General features: G+C 71.1%; 14 protein-coding genes. All 14 read left to right on the top strand.

Going from position 1 to position 16,225, the window contains the following annotated elements; all coding sequences use genetic code 11:
• Positions 1-1,827 (top strand): peptidoglycan D,D-transpeptidase FtsI family protein (locus SZN_RS10405; RefSeq protein ID WP_007494019.1); only part of this gene is annotated, 1,827 nt, incomplete at its 5' end.
• A gap of 172 nt (positions 1,828-1,999) precedes the next feature.
• Positions 2,000-3,529, top strand: coding sequence for a UDP-N-acetylmuramoyl-L-alanyl-D-glutamate--2,6-diaminopimelate ligase (locus SZN_RS10400; protein ID WP_007494018.1), 1,530 nt, complete (start codon positions 2,000-2,002; stop codon positions 3,527-3,529).
• 4 nt (positions 3,530-3,533) lie between these two features.
• Positions 3,534-4,943 carry a UDP-N-acetylmuramoyl-tripeptide--D-alanyl-D-alanine ligase gene (locus SZN_RS10395; RefSeq protein WP_007494017.1) on the top strand — a complete coding sequence of 470 codons (1,410 nt, stop codon included), beginning with the start codon at positions 3,534-3,536 and terminating at the stop codon, positions 4,941-4,943.
• On the top strand, positions 4,940-6,013 hold the full coding sequence (gene mraY, locus SZN_RS10390) for a phospho-N-acetylmuramoyl-pentapeptide-transferase (protein ID WP_043729708.1): 1,074 nt from the start codon (positions 4,940-4,942) through the stop codon (positions 6,011-6,013). Before SZN_RS10395 ends, mraY begins: the two co-directional genes overlap by 4 nt.
• Positions 5,995-7,419, top strand: a complete 1,425-nt coding sequence (murD, locus tag SZN_RS10385; RefSeq protein WP_043729696.1) for a UDP-N-acetylmuramoyl-L-alanine--D-glutamate ligase — start codon at positions 5,995-5,997, stop codon at positions 7,417-7,419. Before mraY ends, murD begins: the two co-directional genes overlap by 19 nt.
• 103 nt (positions 7,420-7,522) lie before the next feature.
• A complete protein-coding gene (gene ftsW, locus SZN_RS10380; protein ID WP_007494003.1) occupies positions 7,523-8,884 on the top strand; it encodes a putative lipid II flippase FtsW in 1,362 nt (453 codons plus the stop codon).
• A gap of 6 nt (positions 8,885-8,890) precedes the next feature.
• Positions 8,891-9,982 (top strand): undecaprenyldiphospho-muramoylpentapeptide beta-N-acetylglucosaminyltransferase, encoded by a 1,092-nt coding sequence (gene murG, locus SZN_RS10375; protein WP_007494002.1) that lies wholly within the window; start codon positions 8,891-8,893, stop codon positions 9,980-9,982.
• A gap of 26 nt (positions 9,983-10,008) precedes the next feature.
• Positions 10,009-10,806, top strand: a complete 798-nt coding sequence (locus SZN_RS10370; RefSeq protein ID WP_007494001.1) for a cell division protein FtsQ/DivIB — start codon at positions 10,009-10,011, stop codon at positions 10,804-10,806.
• A 288-nt stretch (positions 10,807-11,094) separates the two neighbouring features.
• Positions 11,095-12,297 carry a cell division protein FtsZ gene (gene ftsZ / locus SZN_RS10365; RefSeq protein WP_007494000.1) on the top strand — a complete coding sequence of 401 codons (1,203 nt, stop codon included), beginning with the start codon at positions 11,095-11,097 and terminating at the stop codon, positions 12,295-12,297.
• 10 nt (positions 12,298-12,307) lie between these two features.
• Complete coding sequence (pgeF, locus tag SZN_RS10360; protein ID WP_043729694.1) at positions 12,308-13,036, top strand: peptidoglycan editing factor PgeF; 729 nt, start codon at positions 12,308-12,310, stop codon at positions 13,034-13,036.
• A 6-nt stretch (positions 13,037-13,042) separates the two neighbouring features.
• Entirely contained in the window at positions 13,043-13,762 is a 720-nt protein-coding gene (locus SZN_RS10355) for a YggS family pyridoxal phosphate-dependent enzyme (protein ID WP_043729743.1), read from the top strand.
• 122 nt (positions 13,763-13,884) lie between these two features.
• A complete protein-coding gene (locus SZN_RS10350) occupies positions 13,885-14,526 on the top strand; it encodes a cell division protein SepF (protein ID WP_007493996.1) in 642 nt (213 codons plus the stop codon).
• Between the two features lie 59 nt (positions 14,527-14,585).
• Positions 14,586-14,873 (top strand): YggT family protein, encoded by a 288-nt coding sequence (locus tag SZN_RS10345; protein ID WP_007493994.1) that lies wholly within the window; start codon positions 14,586-14,588, stop codon positions 14,871-14,873.
• A 55-nt stretch (positions 14,874-14,928) separates the two neighbouring features.
• On the top strand, positions 14,929-16,152 hold the full coding sequence (locus SZN_RS10340; protein WP_007493992.1) for a DivIVA domain-containing protein: 1,224 nt from the start codon (positions 14,929-14,931) through the stop codon (positions 16,150-16,152).
• Positions 16,153-16,225 lie beyond the last annotated feature (73 nt).

The following is a 16,225-nucleotide window of genomic DNA, read 5'->3' as shown; positions in this document are numbered from 1 at the left end:
GGCACCATCCGGCTCGGCAGCACCCGGCCCCGGCTGCGCATGGTCGCCGTCGCCCTCACGCTCGTCCTGCTCGCCTTCGTCGTGCGGCTGCTCCAAGTGCAGGGCGTCGACGCGAGCACCTACGCGGCCAAGGCCGAGAAGAACCGCTACGTCGGCTACACCCTCGCCGCCGAGCGCGGCGGCATCACCGACCGCAACGGCGTCGCGCTGGCGGCCAGCGTGGACGCCTACGACATCACGGCCGACCCCACGCTGTTCACCCGCGAGCAGCTCAAGGTCGACGACGGCCCCGAGCAGGCCGCCGCCCTGCTCGCCCCGATCCTCGGCCAGGAGCAGGAGGCGATCGCCGGGAAGCTCCGGCCGGAGAACCGCAGCCTGCGCTACACCCTGCTGGCCAGGCGGCAGACCCCGCAGGTCTGGAAGCAGATCAAGGACCTCAAGAGCGCGCTGGCCGCCAAGTCCGAGGCCGACCGCACCACCCCGAACGTCCTCGCGGGCGTCCTGTCCGTCGCCAGCAGCAAGCGGGTGTACCCCAACGGCGAACTCGCCGCCGGGATACTGGGCTGGGTCAACGCCGACGGCAAGGGCGGCGGCGGGATCGAGCAGCAGCTGAACAAGGAGCTGTCCGGCAAGAACGGCGAGATCCGCTACGCCCAGTCCGGCGGCCGGCAGGTCCCCACCGCCCACGCCAGGGAGACGCCGGCCGTCCCGGGCAGCGACGTCGAGCTCACCATCGACCGCGACATCCAGTGGGCGGCGCAGAACGCCATCACCGAGCAGGTCGCGAAGTCCCGGGCCGACCGCGGTTACGTGATCGTCCAGGACACCCGTACCGGTCAGATCCTCGCGATGGCCAACTCGCCCGGCTTCGACCCGAACGACCTCTCCGAGGCGTCCAGCGCCAACATGGGCAACGCGGCCCTCCAGGACGCCTACGAGCCCGGCTCCACCGCGAAGGTGATGTCGATGGCCGCCGTGCTGGAGGAGGGCGTGGCGACCCCCGGCACGCATGTGGTGGTGCCCAACCGGCTGCACCGCGGCGACCGCCTGTTCAAGGACGACATCGACCACGAGACCTGGTACCTCACGCTCAACGGCGTGCTCGCCAAGTCCAGCAACATCGGCACCATCCTCGCCACCGGCCAGCTCGGCAAGACCCAGCCGAAGGCCAACAAGGTGCTCTACGACTACCTGCGCAGGTTCGGCCTCGGCAGCTACACCGGGCTCGGCTTCCCCGGCGAGACCCCGGGCATCCTGGCCGCGCCGGACAAGTGGTCGACCTCCCAGCAGTACACGATCCCTTTCGGCCAGGGACTCTCCCTGAACGCGATGCAGGCGGCCTCGATCTACTCGACGATCGCCAACGGCGGGGTGCGCGTCCAGCCCAGCGTCGTGCGCGGCACCAAGGGGCCCGACGGGCGGTTCACCCCGGCCGCGGAACCCAGGAAGACCCGGGTGATCAGCGCCAGGACCGCCAAGACCCTCGCCCGGATGCTGGAGTCGGTCGTGGACGACCGCGAGGGCACCGGCACCAAGGCGCGCATCCCCGGCTACCGGGTCGCGGGCAAGACGGGCACGGCGAACCGCGTGGATCCGGCCACCGGCAAGTACCGCGGCTACACCTCCTCCTTCGCCGGGTTCGCCCCCGCGGACAAGCCCCGGGTGACGGTCTACTGCGCCATCCAGAACGCCACGCAGGGCAACTACTTCGGCGGCCAGATCTGCGGTCCCATCTACAAGCAGGTCATGGAGTTCGCCCTGAAGACCCTCCAGGTCCCGCCGACCGGGGCCAAGCCCGCCAACCTCCCGGTCACCTACAAACCCTGACCCTCCCGATCAGCACCGAGCAGCCAGGAACCACCTCGTGACGACGATCACCCCCGACCCCGGGAACCACGGCACCCCCCGCCCCTCGCTTCGCCCGCGGGGGGGTGCGCCCGGTACGCTCACCGCCGTGCCACACGCTGATCAGTCCCAAACCACCCAGAAGGGGCATCCCGTGACGTACCCCGGGCCGCCCAGGCCGGCGCAGGTCTCCGCCACATCCCTCGCGGAACTCGCCGGTCAGCCGGGTGTCACCACCCCGGCGGGCACCGCGGCGGCCGTCGAGGTCACGGGCATCACCCATGACTCGCGTGCCGTGCGCCCCGGCGATCTGTACGCCGCCCTCCCGGGCGCCCGGCTGCACGGCGCGGACTTCGTCACGCAGGCCGCGGGCCTCGGCGCCGCGGCCGTGCTGACCGACCCGACCGGCGCCGAGCGCGCCGCGGCGACCGGCCTGCCGGTCCTGGTCGTCGACGACCCGCGCGGTCGGATGGGCGAACTGGCGGCCACGATCTACGGCCACCCCGGCCGCGACCTCCTCCAGATCGGCATCACCGGCACCTCCGGCAAGACCACCACCGCCTATCTCGTCGAGGGCGGCCTGAAGACCCTGCGGTCGACCGGTCTGATCGGGACGGTCGAGATGCGCATCGGCGACGAGCGCGTCAAGTCCGAGCGCACCACCCCCGAAGCCACCGACCTCCAGGCCCTGTTCGCGGTCATGCGCGAGCGCGGGGTCGAGGCGGTCGCCATGGAGGTCTCCAGCCACGCGCTGGTGCTCGGCCGCGTCGACGGCTGCGTCTTCGACATCGCGGTCTTCACCAACCTCAGCCCGGAGCACATGGAGTTCCACTCCGGAATGGAGGACTACTTCCAGGCCAAGGCGCAGCTGTTCACGCCCCCGCGCAGCAGGCTCGGCGTCGTCAACCACGACGACGAGTACGGCCGCAGGCTCGCCAAGGAGTCCGGCGTGCCCGTCGTGACCTACTCGGCCGAGGGCCACCCGGACGCCGACTGGCGTGCCGAGGACGTCCTGGTCGGCCCGATGGACGCGACGTTCACCGTGATCGGCCCCAAGGACGAGCGGATCTCCGCCAGGTCGCCGCTGCCGGGTCCCTTCAACGTGGCGAACACCCTCGCCGCCGTCGTCGCCCTGGCCGCCGCCGGCCTCGATCCGCAGACCGCCGCCGACGGCATCGCCGCCGTGCCGGGCGTGCCGGGCCGGCTGGAGCGCGTGGACGCGGGCCAGCCCTACCTCGCGGTCGTGGACTACGCCCACAAGACCGACGCCGTCGAGTCCGTGCTCAAGGCGCTGCGCAAGGTCACCGAGGGCGCCGTCCACATCGTGCTCGGCTGCGGCGGGGACCGCGACAGGACCAAACGCGAGCCGATGGGCGCCGCGGCCGCCCGGCTCGCCGACACCGCCGTGCTCACCTCCGACAACCCCCGCTCCGAGGACCCCCTCGCGATCCTCGCCGCCATGCTCCAGGGCGCGGCGTCGGTGCCGGCGCACGAGCGCGGCGAGGTCCAGGTCTTCGAGGACCGGGCCGCCGCGATCAGCGCGGCCGTGGCCCGCGCGAAGCCCGGCGACACCGTGCTGGTCGCGGGCAAGGGGCACGAGCAGGGCCAGGACATCGCCGGGGTCGTCCGTCCCTTCGACGACCGCCAGGTGCTTCGCGAAGCTATCCAGAAGACCCAGGGATGAACTTGTGATCGCCCTCTCCCTCGCCGAGATCGCAGAAGTCGTCGGCGGGCAGACGTACGACATACCGGATCCGTCCGTGCAGGTCACCGGATCCGTCGTCCGGGACTCGCGTGAGGCGGGGCCCGGCAGCCTCTTCGTCGCCTTCGTCGGCGAGCGCGTCGACGGCCACGACTACGCGCGCGCGGTCGTCGCGGCGGGCTCGGTCGCCGTCCTCGGCTCGCGCCCCGTGGACGGCGTCCCCGTCATCGTCGTGGCGGACGTCCAGAAGGCGCTCGGCGCCCTCGCCCGCCATGTCGTCCAGCGGCTCGGCGCGACCCTCGTGGCGCTGACCGGCTCGGCCGGCAAGACCAGCACCAAGGACCTCATCGCCCAGGTGCTCCGCCACAAGGCGCCCACCGTGTTCACGCCGGGCTCGCTCAACAACGAGATCGGGCTGCCGCTGACCGCCCTGAGCGCCACCGAGGAGACCAGGTTCCTCGTCCTGGAGATGGGCGCGCGGGGCATCGGCCACATCCGCTACCTCGCCGGTCTGACGCCCCCTCGGGTCGGTCTGGTGCTCAACGTCGGCACCGCCCACATCGGCGAGTTCGGCGGCCGCGAGCAGATCGCCCAGGCCAAGGGCGAGTTGGTGGAGAGCCTGCCGCGGGACGGCGTCGCGATCCTCAACGCCGACGATCCGCTCGTACGGGCCATGGCGTCCCGAACGAAGGCGAAGGTGACGCTTTTCGGGGAGTCCGGCGAAGCGGACGTACGCGCCGAGAACGTGCGACTCACGGACAGCGGACAGCCTTCCTTCATGCTTCGCACACCCTCCGGGTGCAGTGATGTGACCATGCGCCTGTACGGTGAGCACCACGTGTCGAACGCGCTCGCCGCGGCCGCCGTCGCCCATGAGCTGGGCATGTCCGCGCAGGAGATCGCCACCGCGCTCTCCGGGGCGGGCTCCCTCTCCCGCTGGCGTATGGAGGTCACCGAGCGCCCGGACGGCGTGACGGTCGTCAACGACGCCTACAACGCGAACCCCGAGTCCATGCGGGCCGCCCTGCGTGCGCTGGCGGCCATGGGCAAGGGGCGGCGTACGTGGGCGGTGCTCGGCAAGATGGCCGAGCTCGGGGACGAGGCGCTCGCCGAGCACGACGCGGTCGGACGGCTCGCCGTCCGGCTCAATGTCGGCAAGCTCGTCGCGGTCGGGGGCAGGGAAGCGTCCTGGCTGCAACTGGGCGCATATAACGAGGGTTCGTGGGGTGAGGAGTCGGTGCACGTGTCCGACGCACAGGCGGCGGTCGACCTGTTGCGCAGCGAGTTGCGCCCGGGGGACGTCGTCCTCGTGAAGGCGTCCCGTTCGGTCGGTCTGGAGAGCGTCGCCGAGGCGCTGCTCGCCGGGGGCACCGAGGGTGGGGTCGACGCCCGATGATGAATCAGATCCTGTTCGCGGGTGTCATCGGGCTCTTCCTGACACTGATCGGCACCCCGCTGCTGATCAAGCTCCTCGCCCGCAAGGGCTACGGCCAGTACATCCGCGACGACGGCCCGCGCGAGCACGCCAGCAAGCGCGGTACGCCGACGATGGGCGGCATCGCCTTCATCCTGGCCACGATCGTGGCGTACTTCCTGTCGAAGGTGATCACCGGCAAGCCCGTGACCTACTCGGGTCTGCTGGTGCTCGGCCTGATGACGGGCATGGGCCTGGTCGGCTTCCTCGACGACTACATCAAGATCGTCAAGCGCCGCTCGCTGGGTCTGCGGGCCAAGGCCAAGATGGCCGGCCAGCTGCTCGGCGGCATCGCCTTCGCCGTGCTCTCCCTGCAGTTCGCGGACAACCGGGGCAACACCCCGGCCTCCACCAAGCTCTCCTTCGTGCAGGACTTCGGCTGGTCCATCGGCCCGGTGCTGTTCGTCGTCTGGGCCCTGTTCATGATCCTCGCCATGTCGAACGGCGTGAACCTGACGGACGGTCTGGACGGTCTCGCGACCGGCGCCTCCGTGCTGGTCTTCGGCGCCTACACCTTCATCGGCGTCTGGCAGTTCCAGGAGTCCTGCGCCAACGCGCAGACCCTCACCAACCCGGGCGCCTGCTACGAGGTGCGCGACCCGCTCGACCTCGCCGTCGTCTCCTCGGCGCTGATGGGCGCCTGCCTCGGCTTCCTGTGGTGGAACACCTCGCCCGCCAAGATCTTCATGGGGGACACCGGCTCGCTGGCCCTCGGCGGCGCGCTCGCCGGTCTCGCCATCAGCTCGCGCACCGAGCTGCTGCTCGCCATCCTGGGCGGTCTGTTCGTCCTGATCACCATGTCCGTGGTCATCCAGGTCGGCTCCTTCCGGCTCACCGGCAAGCGCGTCTTCCGTATGGCGCCGCTCCAGCATCACTTCGAACTCAAAGGCTGGTCCGAGGTACTTGTGGTGGTCCGCTTCTGGATCATCCAGGGCATCTGTGTGATTGTCGGACTCGGCCTCTTCTACGCCGGATGGGCAGCGGACAAGTGACCGACTGGCAGGGGAAGAACGTCACCGTCGCCGGGCTCGGCGTCTCCGGGATCCCGGCGGCCAAGGCGCTGCACGGACTCGGCGCGAGGGTCACCGTCGTCAACGACGGCGACGACGCACGCGCGCGTGCCCAGGCCGACGAGCTGGAGGCGCTGGGCATCACCGTCCGCCTCGGCGACGGGGCGACCCTGCCCGACGGCACCGACCTGATCGTCACCGCGCCCGGCTGGCAGCCGGACAAGCCGCTGTTCGCCGCGGCCGGGCGGGCCGGCGTCCCCGTCTGGGGCGACGTCGAACTCGCCTGGCGGCTGCGCGGCCCCGGCGCCGCGCCCTGGCTCGCCGTCACCGGCACCAACGGCAAGACCACCACCGTGCAGATGCTCACCTCGATCCTGAAGGCGGCGGGCCTGCGCACCGCCGCCGTCGGCAACATCGGCGTCTCGCTGCTCGACGCGGTGCTCGGCGAGGAGCAGTACGACGTCCTCGCCGTGGAGTTGTCGAGCTATCAGCTGCACTGGGCGCCCTCGCTGCGCGCCCACTCCGCCGCCGTGCTCAACCTCGCGCCCGACCATCTCGACTGGCACGGCTCCATGGAGGCGTACGCCGCCGACAAGGGCCGCGTCTACGAGGGCAACCGGGTCGCCTGCGTCTACAACGCCGCCGACAAGGCCACCGAGGACCTGGTCCGCGCGGCGGACGTCGAGGAGGGCTGCCGGGCCGTCGGCTTCACCCTCGGCGCCCCCGCCCCCTCCCAACTCGGCGTCGTGGACGGCATCCTGGTCGACCGCGCCTTCGTGCCGGACCGGCACAAGAGCGCCCAGGAGCTGGCCGGGGTCGCCGACGTCAGCCCGCCCGCCCCGCACAACGTCGCCAACGCCCTCGCGGCCGCGGCCCTCGCCCGCGCCTTCGGGGTGCCCCCCGAGGCCGTACGGGACGGCCTGCGGGCCTTCACCCCGGACGCCCACCGCATCGCGCACGTGGCGGACGTGGACGGCGTCGCCTACGTCGACGACTCCAAGGCCACCAACACCCACGCGGCACAGGCGTCGTTGGCCGCGTACGAGTCCGTCGTCTGGATCGCCGGCGGGCTCGCCAAGGGCGCCGAGTTCGGGGAACTGGTCGCGCGGTCGGCCGGGCGGCTGCGCGCCGCCGTGCTGATCGGCGCCGATCGCGGCCTGATCAGTGAAGCCCTCGCGCGACACGCCCCGGAAGTACCCGTCGTCGACCTCGACCGGACCGACACTGGGGCGATGCTCGCGGCAGTCCAGCAGGCGCGGCGGCTCGCACAGCCCGGAGACACGGTGCTCCTTGCCCCGGCGTGCGCCTCGATGGACATGTTCGCCAACTACAACCAGCGCGGTGACGCGTTCGCGGAGGCGGTTCGCGGACTCGGCGCGGGCGCCTGACGGCGGGTCTCGGCCACAGCGGGTGCTTCGGGACCCTTGGAGGGACGCGTGACTCGGATGTGGCCGGACAGCAGGGACGTTCCCGGCGGGGCGGTGAGGGCCGATGCCCGGTAGCCGTACCGGACGGCCTCCCGTCCAGCGGGCCGCGGCCCGGACCGTTCCCCCGCGCCGGCCGCGCGAGAGCGGCCCGCGGCGGCTGCGCACGCGCCTTCAGCGGGCCTGGGACCGGCCGCTGACCGCGTACTACCTGATCCTCGGCGGCAGCCTGCTGATCACCGTGCTGGGCCTGGTGATGGTCTACTCGGCCTCCCAGATCACCGCGTTGCAGATGTCGCTGCCCGGGTCGTACTTCTTCCGCAAGCAGTTGCTGGCCGCCGCGATCGGCACCGGCCTGCTGCTCGCCGCCTCCCGGATGCCCGTGAAGCTGCACCGGGCGCTGGCCTACCCGCTCCTCGCGGGCGCCGTCTTCCTGATGGCGCTGGTGCAGGTGCCCGGGATAGGGGTCGCGGTCAACGGCAACCAGAACTGGATCGCCCTCGGCGGCTCCTTCCAGATCCAGCCCAGTGAGTTCGGCAAGCTCGCCCTCGTGCTGTGGGGCGCGGACCTGATCGCCCGCAAGCAGGACAAGAAGCTGCTGACGCAGTGGAAGCACATGCTGGTGCCGCTGGTGCCGGTCGCCTTCATGCTGCTGGGGCTGATCATGCTCGGCGGCGACATGGGCACGGCGATCATCCTGTCGGCCATCCTGTTCGGCCTGCTCTGGATCGCGGGGGCGCCGACCCGGCTCTTCGTCGGGGTGCTGTCGGTCGCCGGCGCGATCGGCCTGGTGCTGATCAAGACCAGCGCGAACCGCATGGGCCGGCTCCAGTGCCTCGGGGCCACCGAACCGCAGTCCGGACCCGTCGACTGCTGGCAGGCCGTGCACGGCATCTACGCGCTCGCCTCGGGCGGGATCTTCGGCTCCGGGCTCGGCGCGAGTGTGGAGAAATGGGGCCAACTCCCCGAAGCCCACACGGACTTCATCTTTGCCGTCACCGGTGAGGAACTGGGCCTCGCGGGGACGCTGTCGGTGCTCGGTCTCTTCGCGGCTCTAGGCTATGCGGGTATCCGCGTGGCCGGACGCTCGGAAGACCCCTTCGTCAGGTATGCCGCGGGAGGCGTGACCACCTGGATCACCGCGCAAGCCGTGATCAACATCGGTGCGGTGCTCGGCCTGCTGCCGATCGCCGGTGTCCCCCTCCCGCTGTTCTCCTACGGAGGTTCAGCCCTGCTGCCGACCATGTTCGCCATCGGGCTGCTGATCGCCTTCGCACGCGACGAGCCCGCTGCGCGGGCAGCGCTTTCCGTGCGGCAGCCCCGCTTTGGTAGAAAGCGTGCGGGAGGGGCCGTGCTTGACCGGGGGCCTCGGAGATGGAACACGATGCGACGGCGCGCCTCGGCGGCGCGTTCGTCCGGAGAGCGGTGAATTTCGGTGCATGTCGTACTCGCCGGCGGGGGGACCGCCGGCCACATCGAGCCCGCGCTCGCCCTCGCGGACGCCCTGCGCAGGCAGGACCCGACCGTGGGGATCACGGCCCTGGGCACGGAGCGCGGCCTGGAGACCACGCTGGTGCCGCAGCGCGGCTACGAGCTCGCGCTGATCCCGGCCGTACCGCTGCCGCGCAAGCCGACGCCCGAGCTGATCACCGTCCCGGGCCGGCTGCGGGGCACGATCAAGGCGACCGAGCAGATCCTGGAGCGCACCAAGGCGGACGCCGTCGTGGGCTTCGGCGGATACGTGGCCCTGCCCGGCTACCTCGCCGCCAAGCGCGCCGGGGTGCCGATCGTCATCCACGAGGCCAACGCCCGCCCGGGTCTGGCCAACAAGATCGGCTCGCGGTACGCCGCCCAGGTCGCCGTGGCCACCCCGGACAGCAAGCTGCGCAACTCCCGCTACATCGGCATCCCGCTGCGCCACACCATCGCCACGCTGGACCGGGCCGCCGTGCGCCCCGAGGCCCGTGCGGCGTTCGGGCTCGACCCCAACCTGCCCACCCTGCTGGTCTCCGGCGGCTCACAGGGTGCACGCCGGCTCAACGAGGTCGTCCAGCGGGTCGCGCCCTGGCTCCAGCAGGCCGGCATCCAGATCCTGCACGCGGTCGGCCCGAAGAACGAACTGCCGCAGGTGCACCAGATGCCGGGCATGCCCCCCTACATCCCGGTAAGTTACCTGGACCGGATGGACCTCGCGTACGCCGCGGCGGACATGATGCTCTGCCGCGCGGGCGCGATGACCGTCGCCGAACTCTCCGCCGTCGGGCTCCCGGCCGCCTACGTCCCGCTGCCCATCGGCAACGGCGAACAGCGGCTGAACGCCCAGCCGGTGGTCAAGGCCGGCGGCGGACTGCTGGTCGACGACGCGGAACTCACGCCCGAGTGGGTGCAGCAGAACGTCCTGCCCGTGCTCGCCGACCCGCACCGGCTGTACGAGATGTCGCGCGCGGCAAGCGAGTTCGGGCGCCGGGACGCCGACGACCTGCTCGTCGGCATGGTGTACGAGGCGATCGCCTCGCAGCGCCGCTAGGAACCGTATGACGGAGGGCAGGGAGCGTGGCCGGACCGACGACCGCCGAGCGCGGTGAACGCCAGCAGGAGTCGTCCGACCCGCCCCTCGCCCGGCGGCGGTTGAGAGGGAACCGTCTTCGTACGATCATCATTCTTGCCGTCGTCCTGGTGCTCCTCCCCGGGGGCTCCGTCTGGCTGCTGTACGGCTCCCAGTGGCTGCGCGTCACCCGCGTGTCGATCTCCGGCACCAGGGTCCTGACGCCCGCACAGGTCCGCGAGGCGGCCGACGTCCCGGTCGGATCACCGCTGGTCTCCGTCGACACCGGGGCGATCGAGGCCCGGTTGCGCCGGGCGCTGCCCCGCATCGACGAGGTCGACGTCGTGCGCGCCTGGCCGCGCGGAATCGGCCTCCGAGTGGTGGAGCGCACCGCGGTCCTCGTCGTCCAGAAGGACCGGGACTTCATCGAAGTGGACAAGGAGGGCGTCCGGTTCGCCACGGTCTCCCAGGCCCCGAAGGGCGTCCCCGCGCTGCAGGTGGCGGTGTCCCGCACGGGCACCGGCGCGGCCGGCCTGCGCCGCTTCGGAGAGGCCCGGCTGGTGCGCGAGGCGGTGCGGGTGGCCGGCGCGCTCCCGGCGGCCGTCGCGCGGGGCACCCAGGTCGTCAAGGTCCGTTCCTACGACGACATCTCGCTCGTCCTGACCGGCGGCACCACGGTCTCCTGGGGCAGTGGCGAAAAGGGTGCGGCCAAGGCGCGTGCGCTCACCGCTCTCATGAAAGCCTCGCCGCGTGCGCGGCACTTCGACGTCAGCGTTCCCACCGCCCCGGCGTCAGCCGGGAGTTGACGCACGTCTGCGCAGGTCAGCACCCTGGTTGGGCAGCGACACGGCTGATCACATAGGGTGAAAAGAAAAACGGGAGGTTCGGCGTGTTCGTTGAACGCGCGCCACTTGTCGACTTAGTGTCCTGTTCAGAAGACTTCAGGGAACAGACACACTGGTAACCCTAAACTTCAGGGTTAGGGTTCGGGTCGGCGCTATGGACCGTCCCCTTCGGCATCAGTCGCCGGTTTCGTGAAGCAGAGCGCTTCCCGTGATCCGACGACCCGTAACTCGAGGCGAGAGGCCTTCGACGTGGCAGCACCGCAGAACTACCTCGCAGTCATCAAAGTCATCGGTGTCGGCGGCGGTGGTGTCAATGCCATCAACCGGATGATCGAGGTCGGTCTCAAGGGCGTCGAGTTCATCGCCATCAACACCGACGCGCAAGCTCTGTTGATGAGCGACGCCGACGTCAAGCTCGACGTCGGCCGGGAACTCACCCGCGGACTCGGCGCCGGAGCCAACCCGGCCGTCGGCCGCAAGGCCGCCGAGGACCACCGCGAGGAGATCGAGGAGGTCCTCAAGGGGGCCGACATGGTCTTCGTCACGGCCGGCGAGGGCGGCGGCACCGGCACCGGCGGCGCGCCCGTCGTGGCCAACATCGCCCGCTCGCTGGGTGCCCTCACCATCGGTGTGGTCACGCGCCCCTTCACCTTCGAGGGACGGCGCCGCGCCAACCAGGCCGAGGACGGCATCGCCGAACTCCGCGAAGAGGTCGACACCCTCATCGTGATCCCCAACGACCGGCTGCTGTCCATCTCGGACCGCCAGGTCTCGGTGCTGGACGCCTTCAAGTCGGCCGACCAGGTCCTGCTCTCCGGTGTCCAGGGCATCACCGACCTCATCACCACCCCCGGTCTCATCAACCTCGACTTCGCCGACGTCAAGTCGGTCATGTCCGAGGCCGGTTCGGCACTCATGGGCATCGGCTCGGCCCGCGGCGACGACCGCGCGGTGGCCGCGGCCGAGATGGCGATCTCCTCGCCGCTGCTGGAGGCGTCCATCGACGGCGCCCGCGGTGTGCTGCTCTCCATCTCCGGCGGCTCCGACCTCGGCCTGTTCGAGATCAACGAGGCGGCCCAGCTGGTCAGCGAGGCCGCCCACCCCGAGGCCAACATCATCTTCGGTGCGGTCATCGACGACGCCCTCGGCGACGAGGTCCGCGTCACCGTGATCGCCGCCGGCTTCGACGGCGGCCAGCCGCCGGCCCGCCGGGACAACGTCCTCGGCTCGGCCTCGTCCTCGGCCCGCCGCGAGGAGCCCGCCCCGTCCCGGCCGCAGCAGACCGAGAGCCGCCCGTCCTTCGGCTCGCTCGGCAGCGTGACGCCGAAGGAGGAGCCGGCCCCGGCGCCCGAGCCGGTCGCCGACGTCCCGGTCGCCCCGCCCGTCCCGCCGTCGCGGACCTACGCCGACAGCGCGGCGGAGGAACTGGACGTCCCGGACTTCCTGAAGTGATCCCTCTGACGTGATAGGACAGCGCGACACCGTGAGCGGCGCGCACTTCGGCTTCACCGACCGGTGGGGCGGGGTGAGCGCCGCTCCGTACGAGGAGCTCAATCTCGGCGGCGCGGTCGGTGACGACCCCGCGGCCGTCGCGGCCAACCGCGAACGCGCCGCCGCGTCCCTCGGCCTCGGCGCCGGGGACGTGGTCTGGATGAACCAGGTGCACGGCACGGACGTCGTCGTGGTCGACGGACCCTGGGGCGAGCGGCCGGTGCCGAAGGCGGACGCCGTCGTCACCACGCGGCGGGGCCTGGCCCTCGCGGTGCTCACCGCCGACTGCGTGCCGGTGCTGCTGGCGGACCCGGTCGCCGGCGTCGTGGCCGCGGCCCACGCGGGCCGGCCGGGCATGGTCGCCGGGGTCGTCCCGGAGACGCTGCGCGCGATGGCGGCGCTGGGCGCCGACCCCGCCCGGATCGTCGCCCGCACCGGACCCACCGTCTGCGGCCGGTGCTACGAAGTGCCGGAAGCCATGCGCGCCGAGGTGTCCGCCGTCGAGCCGGGGGCGTACGCCGAAACGAGTTGGGGCACGCCCGCCGTCGACGTGGCCGCCGGAGTGCACGCCCAGCTCGCGCGCCTCGGAGTGCACGACCGGGAGCAGTCCCCGGTGTGCACGCGGGAGTCGTCGGACCACTTCTCGTACCGACGCGACCGGGCCACGGGCCGGCTCGCGGGCTATGTGTGGCTGGACTGAATGGACATGACGGACCGTAAGGACGAAATCGCCGCGAATATGGCGAGAGTGGAGCAGCGCATCGCGGAGGCGTGCGCGGCCGCCGGGCGCCCCCGCGAGGAGGTGACCCTGATCGTCGTCACGAAGACCTACCCCGCGAGTGATGTGCGCGTCCTCGCGGAGCTCGGGGTGCGCCATGTCGCCGAGAACCGCGACCAGGACGCGGCACCCAAGGCCGCGGCCTGCTCGGATCTGCCGCTCACCTGGCACTTCGTGGGCCAGCTCCAGACCAACAAGGTGCGCTCCGTCGCCGGTTACGCGGACGTCGTGCAGTCCGTCGACCGCTCGAAGCTGGTGACGGCGCTGTCCAGGGAGGCCGTCCGGCGCGGACGCGAGCTGGGCTGCCTCCTCCAGGTCGCCCTCGACGCGGGTGAGAGCGGGCGGGGCGAGCGCGGTGGTGTGGCGCCGGGCGGCATCGAGGAGTTGGCCGCCCTCGTGGCCGCCGCCCCGGGGCTGAGACTGGACGGACTGATGACCGTCGCCCCGCTCACCGGGGAGTACGCGGGCCGGCAACGGGCGGCCTTCGGGCGGTTGATGGATTTGTCGACCGACCTGCGCAGAGCCCATCCGGCTGCGAACATGGTGTCCGCAGGCATGAGTGCGGATCTCGAAGAGGCTGTTGCGGCCGGTGCGACACATGTACGCGTCGGCACTGCGGTACTCGGAGTCCGCCCCGGGCTCGGGTAACGTCGCCAAGAAGTCGGACCACAGCAGAAAATATGGTCAATGTCGCCGAAAGGCGGGCGTAACGACCGCGTGGATCGCGGGCACTTGGCAGTCGATCCACCACAGAGCGGAGGACTCGGAGCATGGCCGGCGCGATGCGCAAGATGGCGGTCTACCTCGGCCTCGTGGAGGACGATGGGTACGACGGCCGGGGGTTCGACCCCGACGACGACTTCGAACCCGAACTGGACCCGGAGATCGAGCGGGACCACCGACGGCGCGAGCCGTCGCACCAGTCCCACAACGCACATCAGTCCCAAAGGGACGAAGAAGTGCGAATCGCCCATCCTCCCGCGCAGCGCGAACCGGTGGCCCGTTCGGCTTCGCTCGCCGCGGAATCCGGCCGCCCCGCGCGCATCGCGCCCGTGGCGTCCATCACACAAGAACGCGCAAGCCTGGAGAAGAACGCACCGGTGATCATGCCCAAGGTCGTGTCGGAACGAGAGCCGTACCGGATCACCACACTTCACCCACGGACCTACAACGAGGCCCGTACCATCGGGGAACACTTCCGTGAAGGTACTCCGGTGATCATGAATCTGACTGAGATGGACGACACAGACGCGAAGCGACTTGTCGACTTTGCGGCCGGTTTGGTGTTTGGTCTTCACGGCAGCATCGAGCGGGTGACGCAGAAGGTGTTCCTGTTGTCGCCTGCTAACGTCGATGTCACGGCGGAGGACAAGGCCCGTATCGCAGAGGGCGGGTTCTTCAACCAGAGCTGAGACGCACCACCGGAAGCAACGGCACAAAGCCAGGGGCAGGGGAGAGGGAAACACCGGACATGAGCGTGGTCTTGCAGGTTCTCTACATCGCGCTGATGGTCTTCCTCATCGTGCTCATCTTCCGGTTGGTCATGGACTACGTCTTCCAGTTCGCCCGCTCCTGGCAACCCGGCAAGGCGATGGTGGTCGTTCTGGAGGCCACCTACACTGTCACTGATCCACCGCTCAAGCTTCTGCGGCGGGTTATCCCGCCGCTGCGTCTCGGGGGCGTGGCGCTCGACCTGTCCTTCTTCGTTCTGATGATCATCGTCTACATCCTGATCACACTCGTGCGAGGCGCGATGTGAACGATGTGACAGATACGGTCCTGCCGACTGCCGATGACTACGTTGAGGTGAAGAGATGCCGTTGACCCCCGAGGACGTGCGGAACAAGCAGTTCACGACCGTCCGCCTCCGAGAAGGCTATGACGAGGACGAGGTCGATGCCTTCCTCGACGAGGTCGAAGCCGAGCTGACCCGGCTGCTCCGCGAGAACGAGGACCTGCGCGCCAAGCTGGCCGCGGCGACGCGTGCTGCTGCCCAGAACCAGCAGAACATGCGCAAGCCGCCGGAGGGTCCTGGCGGCCCGCAGGACCAGCAGGGCGGCATGCCCCAGGGCATGCCTCAGGGGGGAATGCCCCAGGGCGGGATGCCGCAGCAGGGCATGCGCGGTCACGGGGGTCCCGTCCCCGCCGGGATATCGGGCCCGCCGCAGCAGCAGATGGGTGGCCCCATGGGTGGTCCGCCCCAGCTGCCGAGCGGTGCCCCGCAGCTGCCCGCCGGCCCCGGCGGTCAGGGTGGTCCGCAGGGTCCCGGCCCGATGGGCCAGGGTCCGGGTCCGATGGGCCAGGGTCCGATGGGTCAGGGGCAGATGGGCCAGGGTCCGATGGGTCAGGGGCAGATGGGCCAGCCCCCCATGCAGCAGATGGGCGGCCCCATGGGCGGTCCGATGGGTGGCCCCATGGGCGGTCCCGGTCAGGGCGGCCCCGGCGGCGACAGCGCGGCCCGCGTTCTGTCGCTCGCCCAGCAGACCGCCGACCAGGCGATCGCCGAGGCGCGTTCCGAGGCCAACAAGATCGTCGGTGAGGCCCGTTCGCGTGCCGAGGGTCTGGAGCGCGACGCCCGTGCCAAGGCCGACGCCCTGGAGCGGGACGCCCAGGAGAAGCACCGTGTCGCGATGGGCTCCCTGGAGTCCGCCCGCGCCACGCTGGAGCGCAAGGTCGAGGACCTGCGCGGCTTCGAGCGCGAGTACCGCACGCGGCTGAAGTCCTACCTGGAGTCCCAGCTGCGCCAGTTGGAGACCCAGGCGGACGACTCGCTCGCCCCGCCGCGCACGCCGGCCGCCGCGTCCCTCCCGCCGTCCCCGGCGCCCTCGATGGCTCCGGCCGGCGCGAGCGCCCCGTCCTACGGCGGCAACCCGATGGGCGGCGGCCCCTCCCCGGCCGCTCCGTCCTACGGCGGTCAGCAGCAGATGTCCCCGGCGATGACCCAGCCGATGGCTCCGGTCCGGCCGCAGGGCCCCGGCCCGATGGGCCAGGCTCCCTCGCCGATGCGCGGGTTCCTCATCGACGAGGACGACAACTGACGTTCGGTAGTACGCCATAGGCGTCGGCAGCGTTCAGGGCGGGGCCCCGGATTTCGATCCGGGGCCCCGCCCT

Origin of the sequence: Streptomyces zinciresistens K42 (assembly GCF_000225525.1) — a bacterium.
Classification (GTDB): domain Bacteria; phylum Actinomycetota; class Actinomycetes; order Streptomycetales; family Streptomycetaceae; genus Streptomyces; species Streptomyces zinciresistens.
This window is presented reverse-complemented; position numbering and strand designations above follow the sequence as displayed.